This window comes from Sabulibacter ruber, assembly GCF_017355955.1.
GTDB lineage: Bacteria > Bacteroidota > Bacteroidia > Cytophagales > Hymenobacteraceae > Nibribacter > Nibribacter ruber_A.
In genome coordinates this window covers 334,963-358,382 of the sequence record NZ_JAFFID010000005.1, presented here as the reverse complement: position 1 = coordinate 358,382, position 23,420 = coordinate 334,963, and the positions used below count along the sequence as shown (strand labels likewise).

General features: G+C 52.8%; 17 protein-coding genes. 4 read left to right on the top strand and 13 right to left on the bottom strand.

Going from position 1 to position 23,420, the window contains the following annotated elements; all coding sequences use genetic code 11:
* Window positions 1–4 precede the first annotated feature (4 nt).
* The 3 genes from JT719_RS21490 to nudC all read left to right on the top strand — a co-directional run bounded on the left by JT719_RS21490 (window position 5) and on the right by nudC (window position 5,781).
* A complete protein-coding gene (locus tag JT719_RS21490) occupies window positions 5–3,106 on the top strand; it encodes an efflux RND transporter permease subunit (protein WP_207435812.1) in 3,102 nt (1,033 codons plus the stop codon).
* Between the two features lie 24 nt (window positions 3,107–3,130).
* The gene (locus JT719_RS21485) at window positions 3,131–4,450 is read left to right on the top strand and encodes a TolC family protein (protein WP_207435811.1); all 1,320 of its coding nucleotides are present in this window, start codon (window positions 3,131–3,133) and stop codon (window positions 4,448–4,450) included.
* Between the two features lie 416 nt (window positions 4,451–4,866).
* Window positions 4,867–5,781 carry an NAD(+) diphosphatase gene (gene nudC, locus JT719_RS21480; RefSeq protein WP_207435810.1) on the top strand — a complete coding sequence of 305 codons (915 nt, stop codon included), beginning with the start codon at window positions 4,867–4,869 and terminating at the stop codon, window positions 5,779–5,781.
* 117 nt (window positions 5,782–5,898) lie between these two features.
* Here the strand turns inward: nudC and JT719_RS21475 are convergent, their stop codons facing one another.
* The 7 genes from JT719_RS21475 to JT719_RS21445 form a co-directional block, all read right to left on the bottom strand.
* Window positions 5,899–6,423, bottom strand: a complete 525-nt coding sequence (locus tag JT719_RS21475; RefSeq protein WP_207435809.1) for an acyl-CoA thioesterase — start codon at window positions 6,421–6,423, stop codon at window positions 5,899–5,901.
* 41 nt (window positions 6,424–6,464) lie between these two features.
* Window positions 6,465–7,076: a TetR/AcrR family transcriptional regulator gene (locus JT719_RS21470; RefSeq protein ID WP_207435808.1), complete on the bottom strand. Its 612-nt coding sequence runs from the start codon at window positions 7,074–7,076 to the stop codon at window positions 6,465–6,467.
* A 189-nt stretch (window positions 7,077–7,265) separates the two neighbouring features.
* On the bottom strand, window positions 7,266–8,183 hold the full coding sequence (locus tag JT719_RS21465; protein ID WP_207435807.1) for a DUF4249 domain-containing protein: 918 nt from the start codon (window positions 8,181–8,183) through the stop codon (window positions 7,266–7,268).
* 6 nt (window positions 8,184–8,189) lie between these two features.
* Window positions 8,190–10,838, bottom strand: coding sequence for a TonB-dependent receptor (locus tag JT719_RS21460; protein ID WP_207435806.1), 2,649 nt, complete (start codon window positions 10,836–10,838; stop codon window positions 8,190–8,192).
* A gap of 19 nt (window positions 10,839–10,857) precedes the next feature.
* Window positions 10,858–11,862 (bottom strand): FecR domain-containing protein, encoded by a 1,005-nt coding sequence (locus JT719_RS21455; protein WP_207435805.1) that lies wholly within the window; start codon window positions 11,860–11,862, stop codon window positions 10,858–10,860.
* 44 nt (window positions 11,863–11,906) lie between these two features.
* Window positions 11,907–12,425: a hypothetical protein gene (locus tag JT719_RS21450; RefSeq protein ID WP_207435804.1), complete on the bottom strand. Its 519-nt coding sequence runs from the start codon at window positions 12,423–12,425 to the stop codon at window positions 11,907–11,909.
* Between the two features lie 55 nt (window positions 12,426–12,480).
* Complete coding sequence (locus JT719_RS21445) at window positions 12,481–13,029, bottom strand: RNA polymerase sigma-70 factor (protein ID WP_207435803.1); 549 nt, start codon at window positions 13,027–13,029, stop codon at window positions 12,481–12,483.
* Between the two features lie 359 nt (window positions 13,030–13,388).
* On the opposite strand from JT719_RS21445, the gene JT719_RS21440 reads away from it, so the two are divergent.
* Window positions 13,389–15,203 carry a hypothetical protein gene (locus tag JT719_RS21440; RefSeq protein ID WP_207435802.1) on the top strand — a complete coding sequence of 605 codons (1,815 nt, stop codon included), beginning with the start codon at window positions 13,389–13,391 and terminating at the stop codon, window positions 15,201–15,203.
* 222 nt (window positions 15,204–15,425) lie between these two features.
* Here the strand turns inward: JT719_RS21440 and JT719_RS21435 are convergent, their stop codons facing one another.
* The 6 genes from JT719_RS21435 to JT719_RS21410 all read right to left on the bottom strand — a co-directional run bounded on the left by JT719_RS21435 (window position 15,426) and on the right by JT719_RS21410 (window position 23,419).
* Window positions 15,426–16,841, bottom strand: a complete 1,416-nt coding sequence (locus tag JT719_RS21435; RefSeq protein ID WP_207435801.1) for an MFS transporter — start codon at window positions 16,839–16,841, stop codon at window positions 15,426–15,428.
* A gap of 186 nt (window positions 16,842–17,027) precedes the next feature.
* Window positions 17,028–18,281 carry a beta-ketoacyl-ACP synthase II gene (gene fabF, locus JT719_RS21430; protein ID WP_207435800.1) on the bottom strand — a complete coding sequence of 418 codons (1,254 nt, stop codon included), beginning with the start codon at window positions 18,279–18,281 and terminating at the stop codon, window positions 17,028–17,030.
* Between the two features lie 55 nt (window positions 18,282–18,336).
* A complete protein-coding gene (locus JT719_RS21425; RefSeq protein ID WP_207435799.1) occupies window positions 18,337–19,110 on the bottom strand; it encodes an SDR family oxidoreductase in 774 nt (257 codons plus the stop codon).
* A gap of 14 nt (window positions 19,111–19,124) precedes the next feature.
* Complete coding sequence (locus tag JT719_RS21420; RefSeq protein WP_207435798.1) at window positions 19,125–19,595, bottom strand: hotdog fold thioesterase; 471 nt, start codon at window positions 19,593–19,595, stop codon at window positions 19,125–19,127.
* 49 nt (window positions 19,596–19,644) lie between these two features.
* On the bottom strand, window positions 19,645–20,232 hold the full coding sequence (locus tag JT719_RS21415) for a TetR/AcrR family transcriptional regulator (RefSeq protein WP_207435797.1): 588 nt from the start codon (window positions 20,230–20,232) through the stop codon (window positions 19,645–19,647).
* Window positions 20,233–20,455: 223 nt separating this feature from the next.
* Window positions 20,456–23,419 (bottom strand): FAD-binding and (Fe-S)-binding domain-containing protein, encoded by a 2,964-nt coding sequence (locus JT719_RS21410; protein ID WP_207435796.1) that lies wholly within the window; start codon window positions 23,417–23,419, stop codon window positions 20,456–20,458.
* Window position 23,420: the final 1 nt, after the last annotated feature.

Below are 23,420 nucleotides of genomic sequence, written 5' to 3'. Positions count from 1 at the left end.
CAAAATGAGTTTATCCACCACAAGTATTAAACGGCCGGTCTTCACCATCGTGTTGAACCTTCTCCTGATGTTGTTCGGGGTGATTGGGTACACGTTCCTGGGGATCAGGGAATACCCGTCCATTGACCCGGCTATTGTCTCCGTGAGCACCAGCTATGCCGGGGCCAACTCTGATATCATTGAATCCCAGATCACCGAGCCGCTGGAGAAAGCCATTAACTCCATTGACGGTATCCGGAACATTTCCTCTACCAGTAACCAGGGCCGAAGCAACATCAACATTGAGTTCAACCTGGACAAGAACCTGGAAGAGGCGGCCAATGACGTGCGCGACAAAGTATCGCAGGCGGTGAGAAGTTTACCGCAGGACATTGACGCGCCGCCGGTAGTGTCTAAAGCCGATGCTGACTCTGAGCCGATCATCACCATGACGGTGCGCAGCGAAAACCGCGATGCGCTCCAGCTTTCTGACTACGCCGAGAACGTGATTGCCCAGCGCCTGCAAACCATTCCTGGCGTGAGTAGTGTGCAGATCTGGGGGCAGAAACGCTACGCCATGCGCCTGTGGCTGGACCCCATGAAACTGGCCTCCTACGGCTTAACCGTTGCCGATGTGCGTACCGCCCTTAACCGCCAGAACGTGGAATTACCAACTGGTAAGGTGAGCGGCCAGAACACCGAGCTAACGGTAAGAACCCTGGGTAACCTGTCTAGCGCGCAACAATTCAACGATCTCATCATTTCTTCTGAAGGCGACAAAATCCTTCGGTTCAGTGACATTGGTCGGGCCGAACTTGGTCCTGAGAACCTGGAAACCAAGATGACAGAATCTGGCGTGCCCATGGTGGGGATGGCCATCATTCCGCAGCCGGGTACCAACTACCTGGAGATTGCCGGCAACTTCTACGACCAGTTTGACAAGCTCAAAAACGAACTACCAAGTGACCTGGTGCTGGACATTGCCATGGACAACACCGTGTTCATCAAGAAATCCGTGACGGAGGTGGCCGAGACCATCCTCATCTCCCTGGTGCTGGTAATCCTGATCATTTACCTGTTCTTCCGGGACTGGGGTATCGCCTTCCGTCCGTTGATTGACATTCCGGTGTCGTTGATTGCCACGTTCTTCATCATGTACCTGGCTGGTTTCTCCATCAACGTATTGACCCTGCTGGCCATCGTGCTGGCAACCGGTCTGGTGGTGGATGACGGTATTGTGGTAACCGAGAACATCTACAAAAAAGTAGAGGAAGGCATGTCTCCTATTGAGGCGGCTATCAAAGGTTCTAATGAGATCTTTTTGGCGGTTATCTCCATCTCCATCACATTGGCGGCGGTGTTCCTGCCGGTGATCTTCCTGGAAGGGTTCGTGGGTAGGTTGTTCCGGGAGTTTGGGGTAGTGATTGGCGCAGCCGTGTTGATCTCGGCGTTCGTGTCACTGACCTTAACGCCTATGCTGAATGCCTATCTGATGAAAGGAGACGTGCACAAACGCTCTAAATTCTACGAGTGGACTGAGCCGTTCTTCCAGAAAATGAACTCGGGCTACGCCAATGCCCTGAGCAGCTTTATGAAGAGAAGATGGCTGAGTTTCCCTATCATCTTCGCGTGTTTTGGTCTGATTGGCTTATTCTACACCATCCTGCAGAAAGAAACCGCCCCGTACGATGACCGCGGAATGCTCCGCATCATGGCCACGGCGCCGGAAGGTTCTTCCTATGAATACATGGAACGCTTCATGGAGGAATTAACCCAGGTGGTGGAGGATTCTGTACCTGAGAAACAAGTAAACCTGGTGATCACGTCGCCTGGTTTTGGGGGTTCCGGATCGGTGAACAGCGGGATGATGCGCTTGGCGCTGAAGCCGCAGGAAGAACGTGAGCGGTCCCAGAAAGAGATCGCTGATCAGCTTTCCAGAGTGGTGCGTCGCTTCCCGGAGGCCAGAACCAATGTGATTCAGCAGCCCACTATCTCGGTGAACCGCCGGGGTGGTCAGCCTATCCAGTATATCATTCAGGCACCTAACTTCCAGAAACTGGAGGAAAAAATCCCTGAATTCATGGAAGCCGTGAACAACGACCCCACGTTTGTGATGGCCGATGTGAACCTGAAATTCAACAAACCAGAGATCAACATCTCTATTGACCGTGAGAAAGCCCAGAGCTTAGGCGTATCGGTGATTGACGTGGCGCAGACGCTGCAATTGTCATTGAGCGGCCAGCGCTTTGGGTACTTCCTGATGAACGGTCGCCAGTACCAGGTAATGGGTCAGTTTGACCGCCCAGACCGCAACGACCCCATGGACTTAACGTCCTTGTTCGTGCGCAGTTCTACCGGCCAGTTGATTCAGCTGGACAACCTGGTGACCATGGAAGAGCGCAGCAGCCCGCCGCAGTTATACCACAACAACCGGTATTTGTCGGCCACCGTTTCGGCCGGTCTGGCTCCAGGCAAAAGTATCGGGGACGGTATTGAGGCCATGGACCGCATCAGAGACCAGGTATTGGACGAGTCGTTCTCTACTGACCTGGGTGGTGAATCGCGTGACTTCGTGGAAAGTGGCTCCAACACCATGTTCGCCTTCGGGTTGGCCTTGTTGCTGATTTACCTGATTCTGGCGGCTCAGTTTGAGAGCTTCGTGGATCCGTTCATCATCATCTTAACGGTACCGATGGCGGTGGCCGGGGCGATGTTGTCTCTATGGCTGTTCGGCCAGACCTGGAACATCTTCAGCCAGATCGGGACCATTATGCTGATTGGTCTGGTGACCAAAAACGGTATCCTGATTGTGGAGTTTGCGAACCAGTTGCGCGAGGAAGGCAGGTCTAAGATGGAGGCCATTCTGGAAGCCTCTGAGGCCCGTCTGCGCCCTATCCTGATGACCAGTTTGGCTATTGCCCTGGGTTCTTTGCCTATTGCCCTGGCCTTAGGTGCAGCCGCCCAAAGCCGGATTGGGATGGGGGTAGTGATTGTGGGAGGTACCATTTTCTCCTTGGTGCTTACCCTGTTCATCATTCCGGCTATCTATTCTATGTGGTCACGGGCCCGCAAACACCGCCCAGAGTTTGACCGCATTGAAGAGTACGAGAAAGCAGTGGCCCACTAATTATTTGATTGAAGAAACCCTAATATGTTAAAATACAGATTTGGTCTCCTGAGCCTCTTACTTTTCAGCTTGTTCTTAGGGGCAGGCGAGGCGAAAGCTCAGGAGATACTAACCCTTGAAAACGCCGTCAGGATAGCACTGGAACGTAACTATGACATTAAGCTATCTGCCAATGACGAGCGCATTGCCGAGAACAACGTGACCCGCGGCAACGCAGGCATGTTACCTACTGTCACAGGTAACTTAACCAACAACAATACCATTCAGAACAGCTCCCAAACCCGTGCCGATGGGCAGGTGAACGAAGTAAGCTGGGGCCAGGGCTCTACCCTGAACTACGGGGTGGGCCTGAACTGGACGGTATTCAACGGCTTTGCCATGTTTGCCCGCTATGAGCAGTTACAGGAACTGGAAAAACTGGGCGAAGCCAACCTGCAGCTGACCATTCTTACCCGCGTGGGCGACGTGATGAACACGTTCTATGAACTGGTGCAGCAACAGCATCAGTTGAGAGCCTATGACACCGCCATGGCCATCTCCCGTTTGCGGGTGACCACGGCCCAGAACCGGTTCCAGATTGGAAAAGCGGCCCGCCTGGAAGTGCTGAACGCCCAGGTAGACTACAACACCGACACCACCAACCTGCTGCGCCAGCAGGAACTGTACCGCAACACCCAGATCAGACTGAACGAGCTGATGGCCCGCGACGTGAACATCCGGTTCAGTGTACCAGACAACATCTTGATTGATGATCAGCTAACGTTGGAAACTCTTTCCACCCAGGCTTCTCAGCAGAACCCGTCTTTGAAGGCAGCCATCCTGAACCGCAGAGTGGCCGAGCTGGATGCCAAAATTGTGAAGGCCAACCGGTACCCCGTGGTGGGGCTGAATACCGGCTACAACTTCAACCGCAACCGGTCTGCCCTGGGCTTCTCCACCCTTTCCACGGGGAATGGCTTATCTTACGGGGTTACGGCCTCGGTGCCCATTTTCAACGGGTTCAACCAGCGCCGCATGGAGCAGAACGCCAACATCCAGATCAACAGCGCGCAGTTGCAGCTAGACCAGGTAAACCAGAGCATCAACTCGCAACTGGCCTCGGCGTACCAGACCTACCTGACCAACCTGAGCTTGGTGAGACTGGAGGAAAACAACCAGCGCATCGCCCGCCAGAACCTGGAAATCACCATGGAGAAATACCGCCTGGGCAGCATCACCACCGTAGAGGTGCGCGATGCCCAGCTCAACTACGTGAACGCCACCGTGCGCTACAGCAACGCGCAATACTTAGCCAAGATCGGCGAGATTGCATTGAAAGAACTAGCCGGTTCCCTTAACCTGTAGAAGATTTATTTTCTTCTTTGAAGCGCTTCTGGGCTGATTTCATGAAATCAGCCCAGAAGCGCTTTTTTGTTTTAAGCCCTGCCCTCGCTCGCCTCCGGCGAGTGTGAGTAACCGGGCGGCGTCTCGCCGCTATGCCTAAAACAAGACAACGGTATTGCAAAGCGGTTTCCGGTGGCCAGAGGCCACCAAGATAACGCACACTCGCCAGAGGCGAGCGAGGAAATACCTTTTTAAGAAGAGGAACAACAGACTTAAGCCTCTAATTCGGCTTGCCGAAGAAGACGCTTTCGAACACTATCCCTGCTCATCAACTTTTCTGGCTCTTACCAGTACATACAAAGGCAAAGCGTTTTTAAGCTGTTTTCCTGAGAACGGCCTAAAAACGCTTCTTACTTTTACGGCTTAAAGAAAAGACTATGCCTAACCATCTTGCATACTCGGCACTTAACTACTTTGGAGAATCTGACCTGGACCGGGTGCACCTGCTCCGGAAAAACGCGGTCTGGCTGGAAGAACAGTTAACCAAACAAACTACGGTTATTCTGCCTTTCAAAGGCCAGAAGTCGCTCCTCTCTGAAGACCGCCGGCTGGTGCCACTCTCCATCAAGGAGTTGCCATTGCAAGAACTTGACCTTACGCCTATTTTGCTTGGAGTACGGGAAGAGAGGGCCTACTTTGCCGTGGATCTACTGGAAGAGCATATCGTTCCTCATGAAACCGGCAGCTTCCAGGAATTACGCGAAGCCACCCTGCAACTGGCCCGGCCCGATAGTTCTCTGCTGGCGTACGCGAAAGCCATGGTACACTGGAACCGGCAACACCAATTCTGCAGCGTCTGTGGCTCCCCTGCCCTATCCAAAGAGGCGGGGCACCTCCGCAAATGCACTAATCCAGACTGCCAGACCTCCCATTTCCCCCGGACCGATACCGCCGTTATTACCATGGTCACGCATCAGGGCAAAGGCCTATTAGCCCGGCAAGCCTCCTGGCCCGCGGGCATGTATGCCTCCGTGGCGGGCTTTCTGGAACCCGGTGAAACGCTGGAGAGTGCCGTCGTCCGGGAGGTGCTGGAGGAAGTGGGCCTCCCGGTCAACCATGTGGAATACCATTCCTCGCAGCCCTGGCCTTTTCCGGCTTCCATTATGGTGGGCTTTATGGCCGAGGCAGAAACCGACGAAATCAAGATTGACCCCGCCGAGATTGACGATGCCCGCTGGTTCATCCGTCCTGAACTGAAAGAGCTTGTGGCCTCAGGGGAAATCAAATTGCCGCCTGCCCTCTCCATCTCCTACCGCCTAATCACTGATTGGCTGAATGAAGTGCAGCGATAAATCACAAAACAAACACCGGGCTGTTTAGAGGCTATTTCCTGGAAAACAGCCTCTAAACAGCCCGGCGCTAATAGATGATGCGGCAACCGCAGGATACCGCAAATTGCATCTCTGCTTTTATACGGCCTTGGCTTGAAGAGCCTTCATCTGCTCTCTGAGTTGCTTCACCCGCTCCTCAAAAAGCGCCGGGGTTTCCTCTTTCACCACCACTTCTCCAAACAGTTCCATCAGTTCCGGTTCGTGCTGGGCACGCTCGTTTTTGCGCACGTCAATGTACACAAACCTGGTCCAGAGCATGGCTTTAATTTTCGTCTTTTCCGCGTCATACATGATATGCTCCACCAGCATGCTGGTCTCGTTAAAGTGCCGGATGCTAGTTTCAATAGTGACCAGTTCGCGCACCAAAGCAGGGCTCAGGTACACAATCTGGTTCTGGCCTACCACCCAGGCCCTACCGGTTTTCCGGAAGAAAGCATGAATGTCTAGTCCGTAGGCGGCTTCTACCTGGTCTTCGCGCTCATTCTGGAAGTAATTGAGGAAAGCGCTGTTGTTCAGGTGCCCGAACGGATCACAGTGATCGAACCGGATGCGGGTTTGGCTTTCTAATACCGAGGGTTTGGGTGCGGAGGTTTGTTCTTTCATAGCTTAAAATAGACCAATTGGTTTATAGGGGAATAAAAATTTTAGAAGTCGCCTAATTCAAATTGCAGCCATCGCTCAAGCTGATGGAGTACGGTCTGCAGGGGCTGGTCGTGGCTGTAGGCTTTTCCCAGCATGATACCGCCTTCCACGGTGGCCACAAAAAAGGTAACCACATCTTGCGTGTTCACCGTTTCCCGGAACACTCCCTGGGCCTTACCCAACTCTATCAGCTTGAATACGCCTTTGTGCAACCGGTTCAGGACCTTAACCACGCGGTCATGCAGAGCGGGCTGGTTGTCATCTGCTTCTACGGCGGTGTTGAGCAGAGGGCAGCCTCCGGCAATAACGGGGTTTGAAAGATAGGTGCGGTAGAAGTTCAGCAAGGCCCGCAGCCTTTCTCCCGCATGCTCATAAGGAGCCATCGCCTCTCCTACCCGGTCAATCAGGGTTTGGGCCGCATATTCAAAGGCTTCCACCGCCAACTCTTCCTTGCTGGCAAAGTGCCCGTACAAACAGCCTTTGGTGACGCCGGTGGCTTCCATCAGGTCTTTGTACGACGTACCCGCAAAGCCTTTCTGGTTGAAAAGGACGGCTGCCCGTTCCACAATGAGGCTTCTGGTCTGTTCGGCTTTGGAAGTCTGAGGACGTTTCATGCCGGCAAATAAACCAATTGGTTTATTTTTTCCAAGCATTTTAACATTTGGTTAGGCAAGGCGTGCCTGGTTGGGGTGCCATTCAGCAAAAAGAAAGGCTCCTTTCTCTGTTGAGAAAGAAGCCTTTGTGATAGAAAGTAAATCCTGTTTTTAGCCCATTTTACAGAAAACAGGCCCTAAACAAGCTGGTTACGGAATATGCACCTTCATCTCTGAAACAGCGGCAGCGCCAAAAAAGCCGAGGGCACCGTTGCTGATGTTACCGGGGGCCGATGCGGGTGCCGGTTGGTAGGTTCCGCCATCGTTCAGGAACTGCCGGATCAGCGCATCAAAATGCTGGTAGCCTTCTTTGGTCAAGGAATACATCTGCAGGGTATTGACACCGCTAAACGGGTAAAAGTCCATCCCGCTAACCGAATGACCGTCATCAATGCTCAGGCCGTTGACGTAGGCGGGCATCAGGTCATCGTTCATGATGGAGACATTCCAGTTACGGCCACCGGTTGACCCGCCGTTAATGGGGCCGCACCAATCCTGGTAGCAGTACTTGAACAGGTAATAGTTCTTCTCATGAGTGGGCTCCTGAAAGTACACCAGGGGCACGTAGGAATCTTCTTTTCCTACTATCTCGGTGGGGCGGAAAAAATAGGAGACCTTGTCAATTTTAGGAACCGGCGGCATGTAGGCGGTAGCGGTATACTCCTGTCCTTTGAGCTTGATCTTGAGGTAATACGTGCGGCCGGCTTTACCCACCAGGTTGGTGGTGACGTAGCCGTAAGTGTTATTGGGCTCCTTTTTCAAAACCTCCTCAAAACCGGTGTTATCACTGATGGTGACCTGGGCATCCGGGATCCCGATGAGGTTCAAACCTTCTTCATAGGTGTAATTAACGCCCGAGGCCAGGGATTTGAAAGGCAGGCTTCGGGTTAGCTTTACCTGGTAAGGCCCGCCTTTATCGGTGATCCAGGCGTCTACCACCAGTTTACTGGAAGAGGAAATCTCTGGCATGGCCACTTCTTCGGTACAACCCCAATAGAAGAGAGCTGACAGCACCAGAAACAGCCTGGTCAGCTTGTTATAGCCCATTGATATTCTTGGTAGGTTCATATACGCTTAAATGAATCTGAAATTATAAGTGACAGAAGGCAGCACCCCAAACAAAAAGGTTTTATAGGCTTTGATGGAGCTGTAGCTGTAATCTTCCTGCTTAAAGAACATGTTGAAGTAATTCTCCCGGTTGTAAAGATTGTACACCGAGAAAACCCACTCACCTTTCCAACGGCGCTGGTCGTTCCGTTTCTGCTGCAGCGTGTAGGACACATCTAGCCTATGGTAGGCAGGCAAACGGTAGCCGTTTCGCTCAGAGTACTGCACAAAGGGCTTGTCGCCGTAGAAGTACACACTTTCCGGAATGGTGGTAGCCCTGCCCGAGGTGTACACAAAATTGGCACTCAAGGCTTTCCGGGCACTCAGCTGGTGCGCCAGGGTAATTGACAGGTTGTGGCGTTTGTCAAACCCGGAGAAGTACGGGCGGTTGTTGTTCACGCCTTCAATGCTGCGCTCTGATCTTGACCAGGTATAACTAAGCCAACCCGTGGTTCTGCCTTGCTCTTTCCTTAGCAGGAACTCCGCCCCGTAGGCCCAGCCGCGCCCGCTCCGCATCTGGGTTTCAATCTGCCCGTTCATAAACAGATCAGCGTTGTCTTTATAATCCACCACGTGCTGCATGTCTTTGTAGAAGACTTCCACCGCCGCTTGCCAGATCTTTTCTTTGAACTGATGCATGTAGCCCGCCGCCACCTGATCTGCTATCTGGGGTTTGATGTTACGGTCCGAAGGCAGCCACACATCGGTGGGCAACCCCACCGAGGAATTGGTGACCAAATGCAGGTATTGGTTGGTACGGTTGTAGGACAGCGAGAAGGTGCCTTTTTCACTGATGTTGTATTGCACCGATACCCTGGGCTCCAGACGCTGGTAGGATTGCATGACCTCGCCGGACTGGTAGTGCAGCGTATCCTGTGGGGTATCGCTCTCCGGAGATGCATACACGTAACTTTGACCGGGGCCCAAGGTAAGAAACGGCACGTACCGCAACCCGTATTCTACCCGCAACCGGGGCAACACCTGGTGAATAGCCGAGGCGTACAAGGCAGGCTCCAGGGCTTGCTTCTCGGGCAGCAGAACCTCTTTGGTCACCGACTGGTCATTGCGGGGCGCTACTTTTCCGGGGAAGAACCGGTGAAAGTTCAAGGCTCCCCCAAACTGCAAATGCAAGGCGGGGCTGACAAAGTAGTCATAATCAATCTTGGCATCCACTTCCTGCAGGTTGGAAGTCCAGCGGAAGTACCGCACCTCGTCTTTCAGGATGTAAGCGTAGTTGTAGTGGCTGAAAAGCACGGTGGCATTGGAGAACAGCTTTTCATTGTAGATGTGGTTCCACCGGAAAGTGGCGGTAGTGTTACCCCAGTCCATGCTGCTTCGGCCATTCACATCAAAATAAAAGAAGTGGTCATGCCCGGTGTAGGCAGAGAAATACAGTTGGTCCTTCTGGGTGAGTTTGTAATTGGTTTTCAGGTTAAGGTCATAGAAACTGATCTCGTTGCCGCCCGTGAAATTATTGAAGGAATAAAGCCCCGCCAGCTGCCCTAACTCTCCTATGCCGTTCACCAACACTCCCGGGTTGCTATACCTCCCGGCAATCATCAAAGAGCCATTTCCCTGGAAAGTGGGTCCCTCCAAAGTCAACCGGGAAGCCAGCAGCCCCACCCCGCCACTGGCCATGTTCTGTTTCCGGTTTCCTTCCTTCATCCGGATGTCTACTACCGAGGACAACCGTCCGCCGTACATGGCAGGAATGCCGCCTTTGTACAACTCCACGCTCTGGATGGCATCTGGATTGAACACCGAGAAAAACCCCAGGGAGTGAGCCGGATTGTACACTGGTGCCTCATCCAGCAGAATCAGGTTCTGGTCAAAAGAGCCGCCCCGCACCGAGAGGTTAGTGGTGCCTTCATTGGCCGTCTGCACGCCCGGCAGCATCTGAAGGCTTTTCACGGCATCAGATTCACCGCCAATGGCCGGCATTTTCCTGATGGTTTGCATGGGCAAAAGGTGCCGCCCGCCACGGCTATCCATCACCTGCTGTTCGTCCTTGTCAGCAGAAACCTCTACTTCCTGCAAGACCGCTGCCATGGGGCTCAGCTCAATGCTCACGGTTTGGTTTTGGTTTAGCTGCAGCGAAACATCCTGGGTTGCATAGCCCAGGTAATTCGCTCTGAGGGTGTAACGCCCCTCGGGTAAGGTGAGGGAATAAAAGCCATAGGCGTTTGCCCCGGTACCCAGTTCTTCCTGGCCCATCACCAGCACCGTGGCACCGGCCAGTGCCTCTCCAGAGGCTTTGTCCCTAATGGTACCGCTAACCGTTACCTTGTTGCGTTCCTTCTTTTTAGGGGCGGGTTCAATCACAATCTGGTTCCCGATGGTGCTGTACCGCAAACCGGTAGGTCTGAGCAATTGGTTCAGCACCTCACTCAAGGGTTGGTTCTGGGCGTTAACCGTTACCTTTTTGGCCCCGTTGATTACCTCGTTGCTGTAGGAGAAATCAACCTGGTAGCGTTCTGACAAGGTTTTCAGAGCCTGTTCCAGGGTGCTGCCTTGTACCGAAAGGCTTACTTTTTTTTGCAGTAACGGTGTTTGCGCCGCCACACTGAAGACACAGCACAGCCAGCCCAGGCAAATGCAAAGGAGATATCTATACATTTTTTGAATGCTTTAATTTTTAGCGGCAGCCTTCTCCGCTCAGGCGAAAGACGTTTGGCTGCACTTCGTTATAAGACAGTTGAAGTGATTTGGTAAGTACCACCAGCACTTCTTCCAAAGCAGGGGCATCTCTGAAAGAACCCGTAAAGTGGCATTGGGCAAGCACCGGTTTCTCAAACGTGATGGACACCCCGTAATACGCGTTCAGGGTCAGCGCCACCTGCTCCAGAGGGGTATTCTGAAACTGAAACCGATCCTCTTTCCAGGCCAGTTCGTTCTGATCCTGATTGAAAGCGGTCTCTATTTGTCCGGTAGTTGCGGAATAAACTGCCTTTTGCCCCGGTGCTAAGGTAACTTCCTGTTTTTGGCCTGTTTTAGCCCTAAAAGCCACTTTTCCGGTAAAAAGCACCACTTCCACCTGCGCAGAATCTTGGGTAGACACCTGGAAAGTAGTCCCCAGCACCTGGGTTTCTGTGCCCGAAGTTGTTACCAGAAACGGTTTGTGGGCATTGTGCTGCACCTCAAAGTAGCCCTCGCCCTGCAGCGTGACCGGCCGGTCTTCCTCGCCAAAATCAGACTGGTAAGTGAGCGAGCTTCCTTTGTTCAGCCAGACCTGGCTGCTATCCGGTAGCGTGAACAGGCGCTTGGCATCTGTAGCGGCAAGGGTCACGGTTTGTACCGGCGGAAACAGGAAGTACCTGATCAGAAACACTGACACCAGCAACAACGCAAGCCCGGCGGCTACCCGCATCCAGGGGAAAGCCGGAGAAACAGTTTCTGCCGCATTGGCTTGCTTTTCGGCTTGCACCCGCTGCAGGAATTCCTGCCATCCTTCTTCTGGCGAGAACGCGTTTTTAGGCTGCTTTTCTGATAACTGCCATAAACGGCGCTGCTCTTCAAAGGCTTGTTTCTGCTCTGGATTTTCCTGGAGCCATGCCGCCAGAAGCTGCTCCTCCTCCGGCGTAGTAGTACCGGCGAGGTGCCTGGCGGTCAAGTCCCAGAAAAAAGTGGCGTCTTTGTCCATTCCGTTTTTCGTGTCTTTGCTTTCACCCTGCGGCAAAGCGTGTTCTATGGCTCCAGCACGTAAGTGGAGGTGATGGTGTACCCTGGACCTTCCTTTTTCATGCTCAGCGCGGTGAATGTGGTAACATTTACCTGCGTCACGGTTAAATCTGTGCGGTGGGCGTATTTGCTGCCTTCCTGCTCGTACAGCTCCACCTCGCCGGTTTTGGTGTTGTAGGTCCAGGCGCCGGGAGTGGTTTGCTCAGTGCCAGAGCAGCGGATAGCACCTTCATCCCAGGTCATGGTACCGTCCAGGTTAAACCGGATGCGGTTGTCCAGTTCACAGGTCTGCTTGCCCTCCAGCCAGTTGTTGGTGCTTCCGTTAGGTTTGGGATACGCCGGGGTCACAATGGCTTGCTCCAGGCGCCACCATTTGCCTACCAGTAATTCGGTTTCACGGGTGGTGGTCACGGCTCTGGGCAGCGGCGCATTGGGTGAAATGGTTTCTTCTTCCTTCTCGATGCCTTGGCATGCCCATAAGCCAAGAAAGCAAAGGCTAGCCAGGGTTACTTTTAGTTTTTTCATTTGGACCAAAGGGTTTAGTGGTTTTCCCTCTAGACATACCCTATTGACACAACCGCTACGCCTCACCCAAAAAAATTTTAAAAATTATCAGTAAGCCACTCACCAGGTATTTGCGCAGGATGCTTAACGCCTTTTTGATGTGATTGTCCACGGTATTGGGGGAGATTTGCAGTTGCTCGGCTATTTCTTTGTGGCTCAAGCCCCCATACCTACTCAGGAGAAACACTTTGCGGCAGCCCAACGGCAGGCTTTCAATGGCAGTCTGTACTTTCTGCTGAAGCTCTTCCAGCCCTAAATTATCTTCGGTATCATTGGAGGAGATGGCGGAGGTAGCCTGTAGTTCGGTTGCAAAAGACAGCTGCCTTTTCTCCCGGTCCAGGTAATTCAGAGCCTGGTTCCGGACGGCGCGGTGCAAATAAGCCTCGGGGTTCTCCAGGGCCATGAACCCATTCTCCATCTGCTTCCATAACCTTATGAACACCTCCTGAACCACATCCTTGGCGGCGTCTTCATCATTCACCAACTGAAAAGCCCTGTGGCACAGCGCCGTGTAGTGGGCCATGAACAAGTGCTGGATATCCTGAAGTGACTGGTCAGAAGACATAGAGACAGAGCCTGGTACTGCCTGGTTGAACGTAGCCCTGGCGTAAGCCCGTGGCCAGCAACCTTTTGAAGCTATCTACAAAGATGAAGAAAAATCTTCAGGAGACGCGCGCGTAAAATGAGTTTACCGGCCAGGTTGCTATTTTCTTTATTTCCGGGCTGCTTTCCTGAAAACTACCCCAAACTGGAAGCAAAGGTAAGTAGCTATAACACAGCGGCTACCTAGTTGTCCTTGGCTACAGGTGCTTTAAAAATGACAATTGTCATCTTTCCTGCTGAGGCTCGTCATCTTCAACCCTTTCGGCCACGGCTACCTTGCACGCCTGCAGAAAGCACCTAACCGTACCCCTTCAAATACGCATGGCATTCAATAACCTCCACTCGTTCCACATCCCGGTCATGGGATTGGCCTTCTCCATTGATTCTCCCCTGAAAGTAGCCCGCTACGGCATTTCCTCCGTCCTTTCGCTGGCCGATGACAAACTGCTGGAAGAAATGCGGCTTTACTACGCGGCCTTGTACCAAAGGCAGTTTGTACCTATTTCTGAAAAAGAAGATGATTATCGGGCCAGGCGGGTCACCGCTTACCTGAACCTGGTAGACGAGCTGGTGCGTGAGCAACTGGAAAAAGTGAAGGCCGAGGAATTTGCGCCTGGCACTCAGCTTACCAAGTACTTTGAGATGCTGCCAGATGCGGCACCCCTGCGCCTGCTGTACAAGCAAATGCTGCAAACGCCCGACGAGCCGTTCTGTGAGTTTTTGCAGAACCAACTGCGCGAAGCCATGCAACCCGGCAGCATAGACGTGAACATCATGACCAAGCTGGACAAGACCAACTACGCCGCAAACGGCTCCTTGCTCCCCCCGGAGTACTCCGATGCCATGGCAGCGCTCCGCGGGTATGCCAACAGCACCGTTAAGTCATCTATTGTGTTTTCGGCGGGCATGAGCCCAAGGCTGTTCAGTTACCTGGAGCAGTTTGCGGGTTTCTTTCCCAATGAACAGGGCGAGTTTGAAAAGCAGGTCATCATCAAGGTAAGCGATTACCGGTCGGCGGCGGTGCAGGGCAAGATTCTGGCTAAGAAAGGCATCTGGGTGTCTGAGTTCAGGGTAGAATCTGGCTTGAACTGCGGCGGCCACGCCTTCGCCACCGATGGTCTGCTGATGGGCCCTATTCTGGAGGAGTTCAAAACCAATCGCCAGGCCCTAAAGGCCGAGCTCTGGGCTATGTGCCAGCAGGCGCTTACTGCCAAAGGGCTAGCAGTTCCCGTTACGGCTCCGGTGCAAAGGCTTACTGTGCAAGGGGGCATCGGCACCGCCGAAGAACACAACTTCCTGCTCAAGTACTACGGCTTTGACGCTACCGGCTGGGGTACGCCGTTCCTGCTGGTACCGGAAGCCACCACCGTAGATGCCGATACGCTCACCCAACTTTCCAAAGCGAAAGCCGAGGATCTGTACCTGAGCCCCATCTCGCCGCTGGGCGTTCCGTTCAATGCCCTGCGTGGCACCACCAGCGAACAACTGACCCACGCCCGCATAGACAAAGGCAAACCCGGCAGCCCCTGCGTGAAAAAGCACCTGGTTTCTAGTACAGAATTCACCGAAGAGCCCCTTTGCACCGCCTCCCGCAAGTTCCAGCGCCGCAAACTGGAGCAACTGCAACAACAAGGTTTAACGCCAGAAGCCTTGAAAGCCGAAGAAAACAAAATACTAGCCAAGGAATGTCTCTGCGAGGGGCTGGCCAACACAGCTGCTTTGCTGTATAACTTCGGGAAGAAGGCGTTGAGCAAACCGGTAGCCATTTGCCCCGGACCAAACCTGGCGTTCTTCTCGGGCATTTTCAAGCTGCAGGAAATGGTAGACCACATCTACGGTCGGTTCAACGCCCTGAACCAAACTTACCGGCCGCACCTCTTCATCAATGAGCTGAAGCTGTACATTGATTACTGGAAAACCAAGAAAGCCGAGCAACTGGACACCCTCCCCGACAAACAATTCAAGTACCTGCAAACCTTCTGGCAAAACCTGCAAGCTGGCATCAGCTACTACAAAGAACTGCTGCCCTCTTTATTCACATCGGAAGAACTGGAGAAGAAAGTGATTATGCTGGAAGAATTGTTTCAAGCAGAAGATGAGTTGCGGGAAGCAGCTTTGGTACGGGTAAAAGCATAGCGGTTGCTTTGCAAAACAGCCCTCAATTGAATGTGTTTTCTGAAAAAGAAGCCCGAAACACAAAAAAGCCCTCACAGTTTTGAAAAACTGTGAGGGCTTTTTTGTGAGGTAAGAATTCGGGAGTTGGCACAGTCGCTCGCAAGTTCCCCAAACGCTACGAAGGCTTTTAATCAGGGGCTATTAGGTCTTGTCTTGAGGTTAGATTCTTGCTTATGCACTGGTTCAAACCACTTTCTTCACCTTATACGGCAGCAGGATAATCATCAATCCCACCAGCACCAGACAAGCTATTTCTGCCCACATGGCATATTGAAAGGCCAACATTTTAGACGAAGGATTCTGTTGGGCCACGTAGTAAAACAGACCACCCACCAAGCTGATGCCCACTGCCGCCGCGGCTTGTTGCAGGGTGTTGTAAATGCCCGTGGCTGCCCCCGAAAAATGCGGCGGAATGCTTTTCAGGGCCATGTTCATCTGAGACGGCATCACCAGTCCACCTCCCAGCCCGTACAGCCCCATCACCAGATAGATGTGCAGCAGCTGTATTCCGGGCTTGAATAAAATAGCCTGTAACGCAAAACTGGTAATGAGCAACACCACGCCCACCTGCAGCGCCCACTTCCCCAGATGCAGCACCAGTTTGATGGACAGCACCGAAGCCAGCATGAACATTACACCTGCCAACACGAAGAATAGCCCGCACTGGTACGGCGAAAAACCTAGATCCAGTTGCAGATGCACCGTGCCTATGAGCAGGTAAGAGGCGTGCATCATAAAGTAAAAGGAAACCATCAAAAGCCCAATGTTGAAGTCCTTTATCTGGAACAGGTTCAGATTGACCAAAGGCGTTTTGCCTTGGGTAAGCTTCTGTTTCTGATGGATGATAAAGTAGAAAAGCATCCCGGCAGACAGCAACAGGAGCCAGAAACTCCAGGCCGGCCAGCCTTCCTCCCGCCCCTGAATGAGGGCATAAATCATAGAAGACAAAGCCAGCGTGACCAGTACCACTCCCGCATAATCAAACTGTCCCTGGCGAGTTTTCACGGTTTCCTGCAGAAAAGCCTGAATGGCCCAAAGCGCCACCATACCAATGGGCACGTTAATGAAAAAAATCAGCCGCCAGCCGTCCACCACTGCCTGCACCTCAGACAAATACCCACCCAAAAACTGCCCACCCACTGAGGCTATGCCCAACGTGATGCCCACCAACCCGAAGGCTTTGGTCCGCTCCTTCTGCTCTGGGAACAGTAGTTGCAGGTAAGACAAAGGCTGCGGCATCATGAACGCCCCGCTCAGCCCTTGCAGGAACCTGGCGGCAATTAATTGCTCCGGGCTGAGCGCCACACCGCACAACATAGAGGAAAAAGTAAAGAAGAACATGCCCCAGAAAAAGACTTTCTTCCGCCCGAAGTAATCCCCAGCCCTGCCTCCCGTAATCTGAAAGGAGGCATAACCCAGCAGGTAACTGGCAATCACCAGCTGTATTTCTCCATCAGTAGCGGCCAGCCCGTGTTTGATAGACGGAATGGCCACGTTGATGATAAATACATCCATCACCGACAACAGGGGACCAGTGAGCAGAATCACATGCTGGAGCCATTTGTTGGAGGTAGTTTCGCCTACTTGCGTTAATAGCATAGCCTTAAGGTTAAAGGTGAATAGGGAATTTTAAGTAAAGCAGAGAAAGCTCAGCAGATTGAATGGGAAAGGCGCCAACGTACTAAAGGAAGCAGAATCTTCCCCCAGGCTAAGATCCAGGAGAGTTGAAGCAATTTTCTGGCTTGATTTCCAGAAAACAGCCCGAAAACAGGCAGCCTACCCGTTTCAGCTATCACGGTACTTTTTGAAAATAGAACTGGCCGTATGCCCACCAAAGCCGAAGGTGTTGTTGAGGGCATACTCCACCGTTTGAGACCGAGGCTTTCCTAGCACCAGGTCCATTCCCTCGGGGATTTGTGCGTCCAGCTGTAGAGTATTGGCAGTTGCCGGAATCATATCATGCTTTACCGTTAAGGCGCACACAATACTTTCAATGGCACCTGCTGCTCCCAGCAAATGCCCCGTCATGGACTTGGTGGCACTGATGGGCACCGGTCGGTTCCCGAAAACGGTTTTGATACCCTGCAGCTCACTCAGGTCTCCAATGCCGGTGGAAGTTGCATGGGCATTAACGTAGTCAATGCGCTCAGGAGACAGCCCCGCGTCTTTCAAGGCTCGCTGCATGCCCAAAGCGGCACCCAATCCGTTGGGCGAGGTACCCGTTAAATGATAGGCGTCTCCCGCCATGCCTCCTCCTACCAACTCGGCATAAATAGGGGCGTTTCTTTGTATGGCGTGTTCCCACTCCTCTAATACCAAGGCTCCTGCTCCTTCGCCCACCACAAAGCCGTCGCGTTGCTGGTCAAACGGGCGCGATGCTCTGGTTGGGTCTTCGTTGAACTTTGACAACGCCTGCGCCGCGTTGAAACCACCCACCGCCGATTCGGTGATAGCCGCTTCTGAACCGCCCGCAATCATGATGGTCGCCTTGCCCATTCTGATGGTATCAAAAGCATTGATGATGGCAGTATTAGAAGAAGCGCACGCCGATACCGTGCAGTAATTAGGGCCATACAACTGGTGCCGGATGGAGATAACGCCTGCGGCGATGTCCACTATCATCTTCGGGATAAAGAACGGGTTGAACCTGGGGCTGCCATCGCCTAAATGGAAATCCCGCAACTGCTCCTCAAACGTGCCAATGCCGCCGTTGCCAGAGCCCCAGATAACGCCCACTTCGTACCGTTCTTCCGGTGTCATGCGCGTGAAATCTAGACCGGCGTCCTGGATGGCCTGGTCACTGGCCGCGATGGCGTATTGGGTAAACAAGTCATACTTCCTGATTTCCTTTTTCTCCAGGTATGCCTCAGGGTTGAAGTTTTTCACCTCACAGGCAAAGTGGGTCTTGAACTTAGACGCATCAAATTTGGTGATGGGCCCGGCCCCACTTTTGCCCGCCAGAAGGTTCGCCCAGAACTCCTGCACGGTGTTCCCCAAGGGCGTAATGGCGCCCAGACCGGTAATGACAACTCGTTTCATCCATTCTATCAGCCCACCTTGTTAGCAGGCCGCTCACATTTTCTGGAACAAAAGACTAATTCAGTTCAGGTTGCTTCTGGATGAGCTTTCGGCTACTGTTCATAGCTTGTAATGCCTGCTCCGGAGAAGAAAGGTACAGGCGGTAAATATCCTCGGTCTGGCCCACTCTTATCTCATATGTATTGTGCTCCAGCGCCAAAAGTAACTCCTGCGCCACCAGGGCCGGGGAGATTCCATTGTGTCCACCAATCTCTTTGGAGAACTCAGTGTTCACCAGGGGTGGCATGAGTTCAAATACTTTAATGGCAGAACTGTCTTCCAGCGCGATGCGCAGGGCTTGGGTGTAGGAATGGAGGGCGGCTTTGCTGGCCGAGTACCCGGCCAGAAGACTAGGCACGAACGCCACAATAGAAGAGACGTTCACGATGGCGGCTTCTGGTTGCTTCTTCAACAACGGCAGCAGTTTCTCATTCAGCCGCACCACCGACAGGTAATTGGTATACATCTCCTCATAGGCTTTTTCATAGGCATTGGCCTCTGGGTCTGCAATGTCATAGATGAGCGCGCGGCCCGCATTGTTGATGACCATGTTCAGGGCTGGGAAGTCCTTTGTCAGGCGCTGAGTTAACTGATGAACATCGGCTTCTTTAGAGACATCAGACACCAGGGCAACCCCGTTGGGAATCTGGGCAGCGGCTTGTTGCAGACGGACCTCGTCACGGCCGGTGATGATGACCTGATTTCCCCTTTGGGCGAAAAGCTTTGCTATTTCAAGACCTATTCCGGCACTTCCGCCAGTTATCAGGATTGTGTTTTGAGTGGTTTTCATAAGTATATGATTCGTTAAGAATTTAGAAGTAAACAGGTGCTCACGCCGTGCGCGAAGACGCTGCCGGCCTGGTTCAATAACTGGGCTTCCAGAAAGGCAGTGGTGCGGCCCCGGTGAATCACCTTTCCCACAGCAGTCAGTTCCCCGCTTTCTATGGTGGCGGCTTTGAGAAAATTGGTTTTCAGTTCAAGCGTGGTGTAGGTGGTGTGGGCGGGCAGAAGCGTGTGTAGGGAACAGCCCATGGCCGTGTCCAAGAGGGCGGCTATTACCCCGCCGTGCACGGTTCCCAGAGAATTGTAGTGCATCTGCTGCGGTTGGAATGCAAACACCGCTTCTCCTTCCTTTACCGAAATCACCTTGAAATCAAGCGTCTGCAACAAAGGCGGGTAAGGGAGTTCGCCCCGTTCAATGGCCTCAAAATATTCCATCCCAGCGAAAGCCTGAGCGGCCTTCTTCTCTTCCAGGTCAGGGCTAATACTTTTCACGTCTTCCATATAAAATAATACCTATCGGTATATTTTTGTTTAAAAATTTTTACGCTAACTCATTTACCAGTTTTTCAACCGACTGCATAATGGCTTTCCGGTAATTGGTTTTGCCCGAGATTTTGGTAATCATGATGGCGCCTTCAATCATAGCAATGATGGTTAAGGCAATCTGCTCTGGGTTCACCTCCGGACTAAATTCCTTTTGGGCAATGCCTTCAGAAATCACCTTTTCAATTTTTACTTTCCAGTTTTGGATAGCATCGGCAGCTTTCTTTTTCAGGGCTTCATGGGTATCATCCGCTTCAATGGCAGTGTTCAGGATGGGGCAACCGCCTTCGGGAAACGGATACTGCAGGAAATTGTCATACACCCGCACGTACACCAGCAACTTCTCCCGGGCAGTGGTTTGCTTCTCCAACTCGGCCTGTAAAATACGCTGTACTTTCTGCAGGTTGTAGTCAAAAACAGCCAGCGCCACCTCGTCTTTGTTCGCGAAGTTGCCATACACGCTGCCCTTGGTCAGGCCCGTGGCCGACGTTATGTCCGTGATAGAAGTACCGGCATACCCCTTCGTGTTGAAGATGGGGGCGGTTTTCTCAATGATAAATTGCCGGGTTCTTTCTGCCTTGCTCATGGGTACCTGTTCTAGACGATGCAAAATTATACCAATCGGTATTATTTCAAATAATTTTGTGATAAATATTTTCTACCACCTGTATTATGCTCCTCTCCCGCTCATTTGTCCCACGTTTTCACTTAAAGCTTTAAGCCATTTTCAACCTGTATTTCTGAAAACAGCCTTGTAACAGAAAGGCCTCTCCATCTGGAAAGGCCTTTCTGTTTTACTCAACAAGTGCTTACTTCTTCAATGCCTGCCACAGAATCTCGGCGGGGTGTAAGGCTTTCTTAGCGGTTCCATCTTTGATCTGGTGGCGGCAACTGGTACCGGCGGCGGCAATAATGGTTTCTGGGGCGGCATTCCGGACGGCGGGGAACAGCACCAGCTCGCCAATCTGCATGGAGACGTCATAGTGCTCTTCTTCATACCCAAACGAGCCCGCCATGCCGCAGCAACCCGATGGGATCATCTCCACCTCATAGTTCTGCGGCAACGATAAAATCTTTTGCGTAGGCGTGAGCACCTGCAGCGCTTTCTGGTAGCAGTGCCCGTGCAGTTTAATGTGCTTTTTTTCCTGCGTGAAAGTTGAAGAAGTAATGTTTCCGTTTTCGGCTTCTTTCAGCAAAAACTCTTCTAAAAGGTACGAGTTGGCCGCTACGTTTTGGGCAGCAGACACTAACTCAGCCGGTACTAAATCCAGGTATTCATCGCGCAAGGTTAGAATAGCGGAGGGTTCAATGCCGATGATGGGCGTACCGTTGGCCATGGCTTTGCTCAGCAGTTGCACGTTTTTGATGGCGATTTCCTTGGCATCGCGCACCAGACCTTTAGAGAGGTAGGTACGGCCGCTTTCCAGGTGCTCCGGTATCTGCACATCATACCCTAAGGCAGAGAGCAACTTCACCGTGGTCTGGCCAATCTCTACGTCGTTGTAGTTTGTGAACTCATCACAAAACAGATACACTGGTTTGCCAACCTTTGCGGCACCAGCGTTCTCCTTCTGCCATTTCTTAAACCAGCTTTTCAAGGTGGTTTTCCCCACTTCAGGCAAAGAGCGGTCAACGGCAAAGCCCACCGTTTTCTTGATCAGCTTGCTGGTCATCGGGTTGCTGATCATGAAGTTGTAAACGCTGGGCACCACGGAGGCCAGTTGCTGCATCTTTGTGAAGTTCCCGATCATGCGGGTACGCAGCGGCACGCCGTTGGCATCATGGTAGTGCTGCAGGAACTCGGCTTTCATTTTGGCCACGTCCACGCTGCTGGGGCACTCAGATTTGCAGGCTTTGCAGCTCAGGCACAGGTCCATCACTTCTTTGATCTCCTTGTGGTCAAACTTGTTAACCTTGTCTGAGTTGGTGAGGAACTGGCGCAGGATGTTGGCGCGGGCCCGGGTGGTGTCTTTTTCCTGACGGGTGGCCATGTAACTGGGGCACATGGTACCGCCGGTTACGTGGGTTTTGCGGCAATCGCCGGAGCCGGAGCATTTCTCAGCAAGCCGCAGAATGCCTTCCTGGCGGGAGAAGTCAAACAGCGTCTCTACCGGAATAAGCTGCTGGGCGGGTCGTTCCTCGTACCGCAGGAACTCGTTCATAGGCGGGGTGTCCACAATCTTGCCTGCATTAAAAATATGCTTCGGGTCGAAGATTTGCTTCACTTCTTTCAGCAGTTCGTACACCTCCTGCCCCAAGGCCTGCGGGATGAACTCGCCACGCAAACGGCCATCGCCGTGCTCGCCGCTGAGGGAGCCGTTGTATTTTTTGACCAGTTCAGTGGTTTCGGCCAGCACTTCCCGGAATACTCTTTTGCCCTCGTTGGTCTTGAGGTTGATCATGGGTTCTATGTGCAGTTCTCCGGCTCCGGCGTGCGCATAGTAAGAGGCTTGCAGCTTATGTTTCTCCAATACTTTTTGCAGATCGGCCACATAAGCGGGCAGATCCTCGGGAGACACGGCGCAGTCTTCGATGAGGTTTACGGGCTGGGTATCACCGGGCAGGTTTCTAATTAAGCCCAGGCCGGCTTTGCGCACGTCCCACACGGGTTTGGTGAGTGCTCCGCGCACCACCGGGTAGGCATAGCCCAAGCCGGCAGCTTTCAGATCCGCAATGAGGGCTTCGGCTTTCTGGGTGATGATGTCCTGGCTGTCGGCCATGAACTCTACCATGAGCAAAGCCGCGGGATCGCCTTCAATGAAGAAGCGGTTGGCGTCATAGGTGCGGTGACCTTTGGTGAAGTCCATGATGTATTTGTCCACCAACTCTGAGGACATGGGATGGTGCTTCAGGATGATAATGTTGGCTTCCAGCGCCTCCTGCAGGGAATTGAAATGCACGCACACCAAGCCCTCCTCTTTAGGCGGCAGCGGCAGCAGATTCAGTTTGGCCTCGGTCACAAAGGCCAGCGTGCCTTCAGAGCCGGCCAAGACTTTACAAAGGTCCAGAGTGGTTTGCCCCTCGGGTCCGGCGGCATCATCTATCAGGAAATCCAAAGCATACCCGGTGTTGCGACGCGTCAAGGTCTTTTTGGGGTAGTTCTGCTGAATGAGTGCGCGGTTGTCCTGGTCGTTGATCAGCCCGAAGATCTTGCGGTAAATCTCGCCTTCCAGGTTCTGCAGCGTGAGTTTCTGCTGGAGTTCCTGGTGAGTGAGCGGCTTGAATTCGGCCTCCGAGCCATCGCTCAACAACACTTTAGCCGAGAGCAAATGCGTACGGGTATCGCCCCAGACAATGGAGTGCAGCCCGCAGGAGTTGTTGCCAATCATGCCGCCAATCATGGCCCGGCTGGCTGTGGACGTCTCGGGGCCAAACAGCAACCCATGCGGACGAAGCGTAACGTTCAGATCGTCCCGAATTACGCCGGGCTGCACCCGTACCCACTGCTCTTGCGGGTTTACTTCCAGTACCTGCGTAAAGTGTTTGGAGATGTCTACCACCAGGCCGTTGCCTACCACCTGCCCGGCCAAAGAAGTACCGGCCGCTCTGGGGATGAGCGTAATCTGGTGCTGGTTCGCAAACTTGATCAGGGCTTTCAGGTCTTCCTTCGTCCTGGGGATGGCCACCGCGGTAGGCATTTCCTGGTACACCGAGGCATCGGTGGCGTACACCCGCCGTTGGGCCTGATGCAAGGAAGACTCTATATTGTAAAACAACTCACCGGTGAGCGAAGCTTCAAGTTCAGCGAAGGCAGAAATGGATGGGGCGGTCATA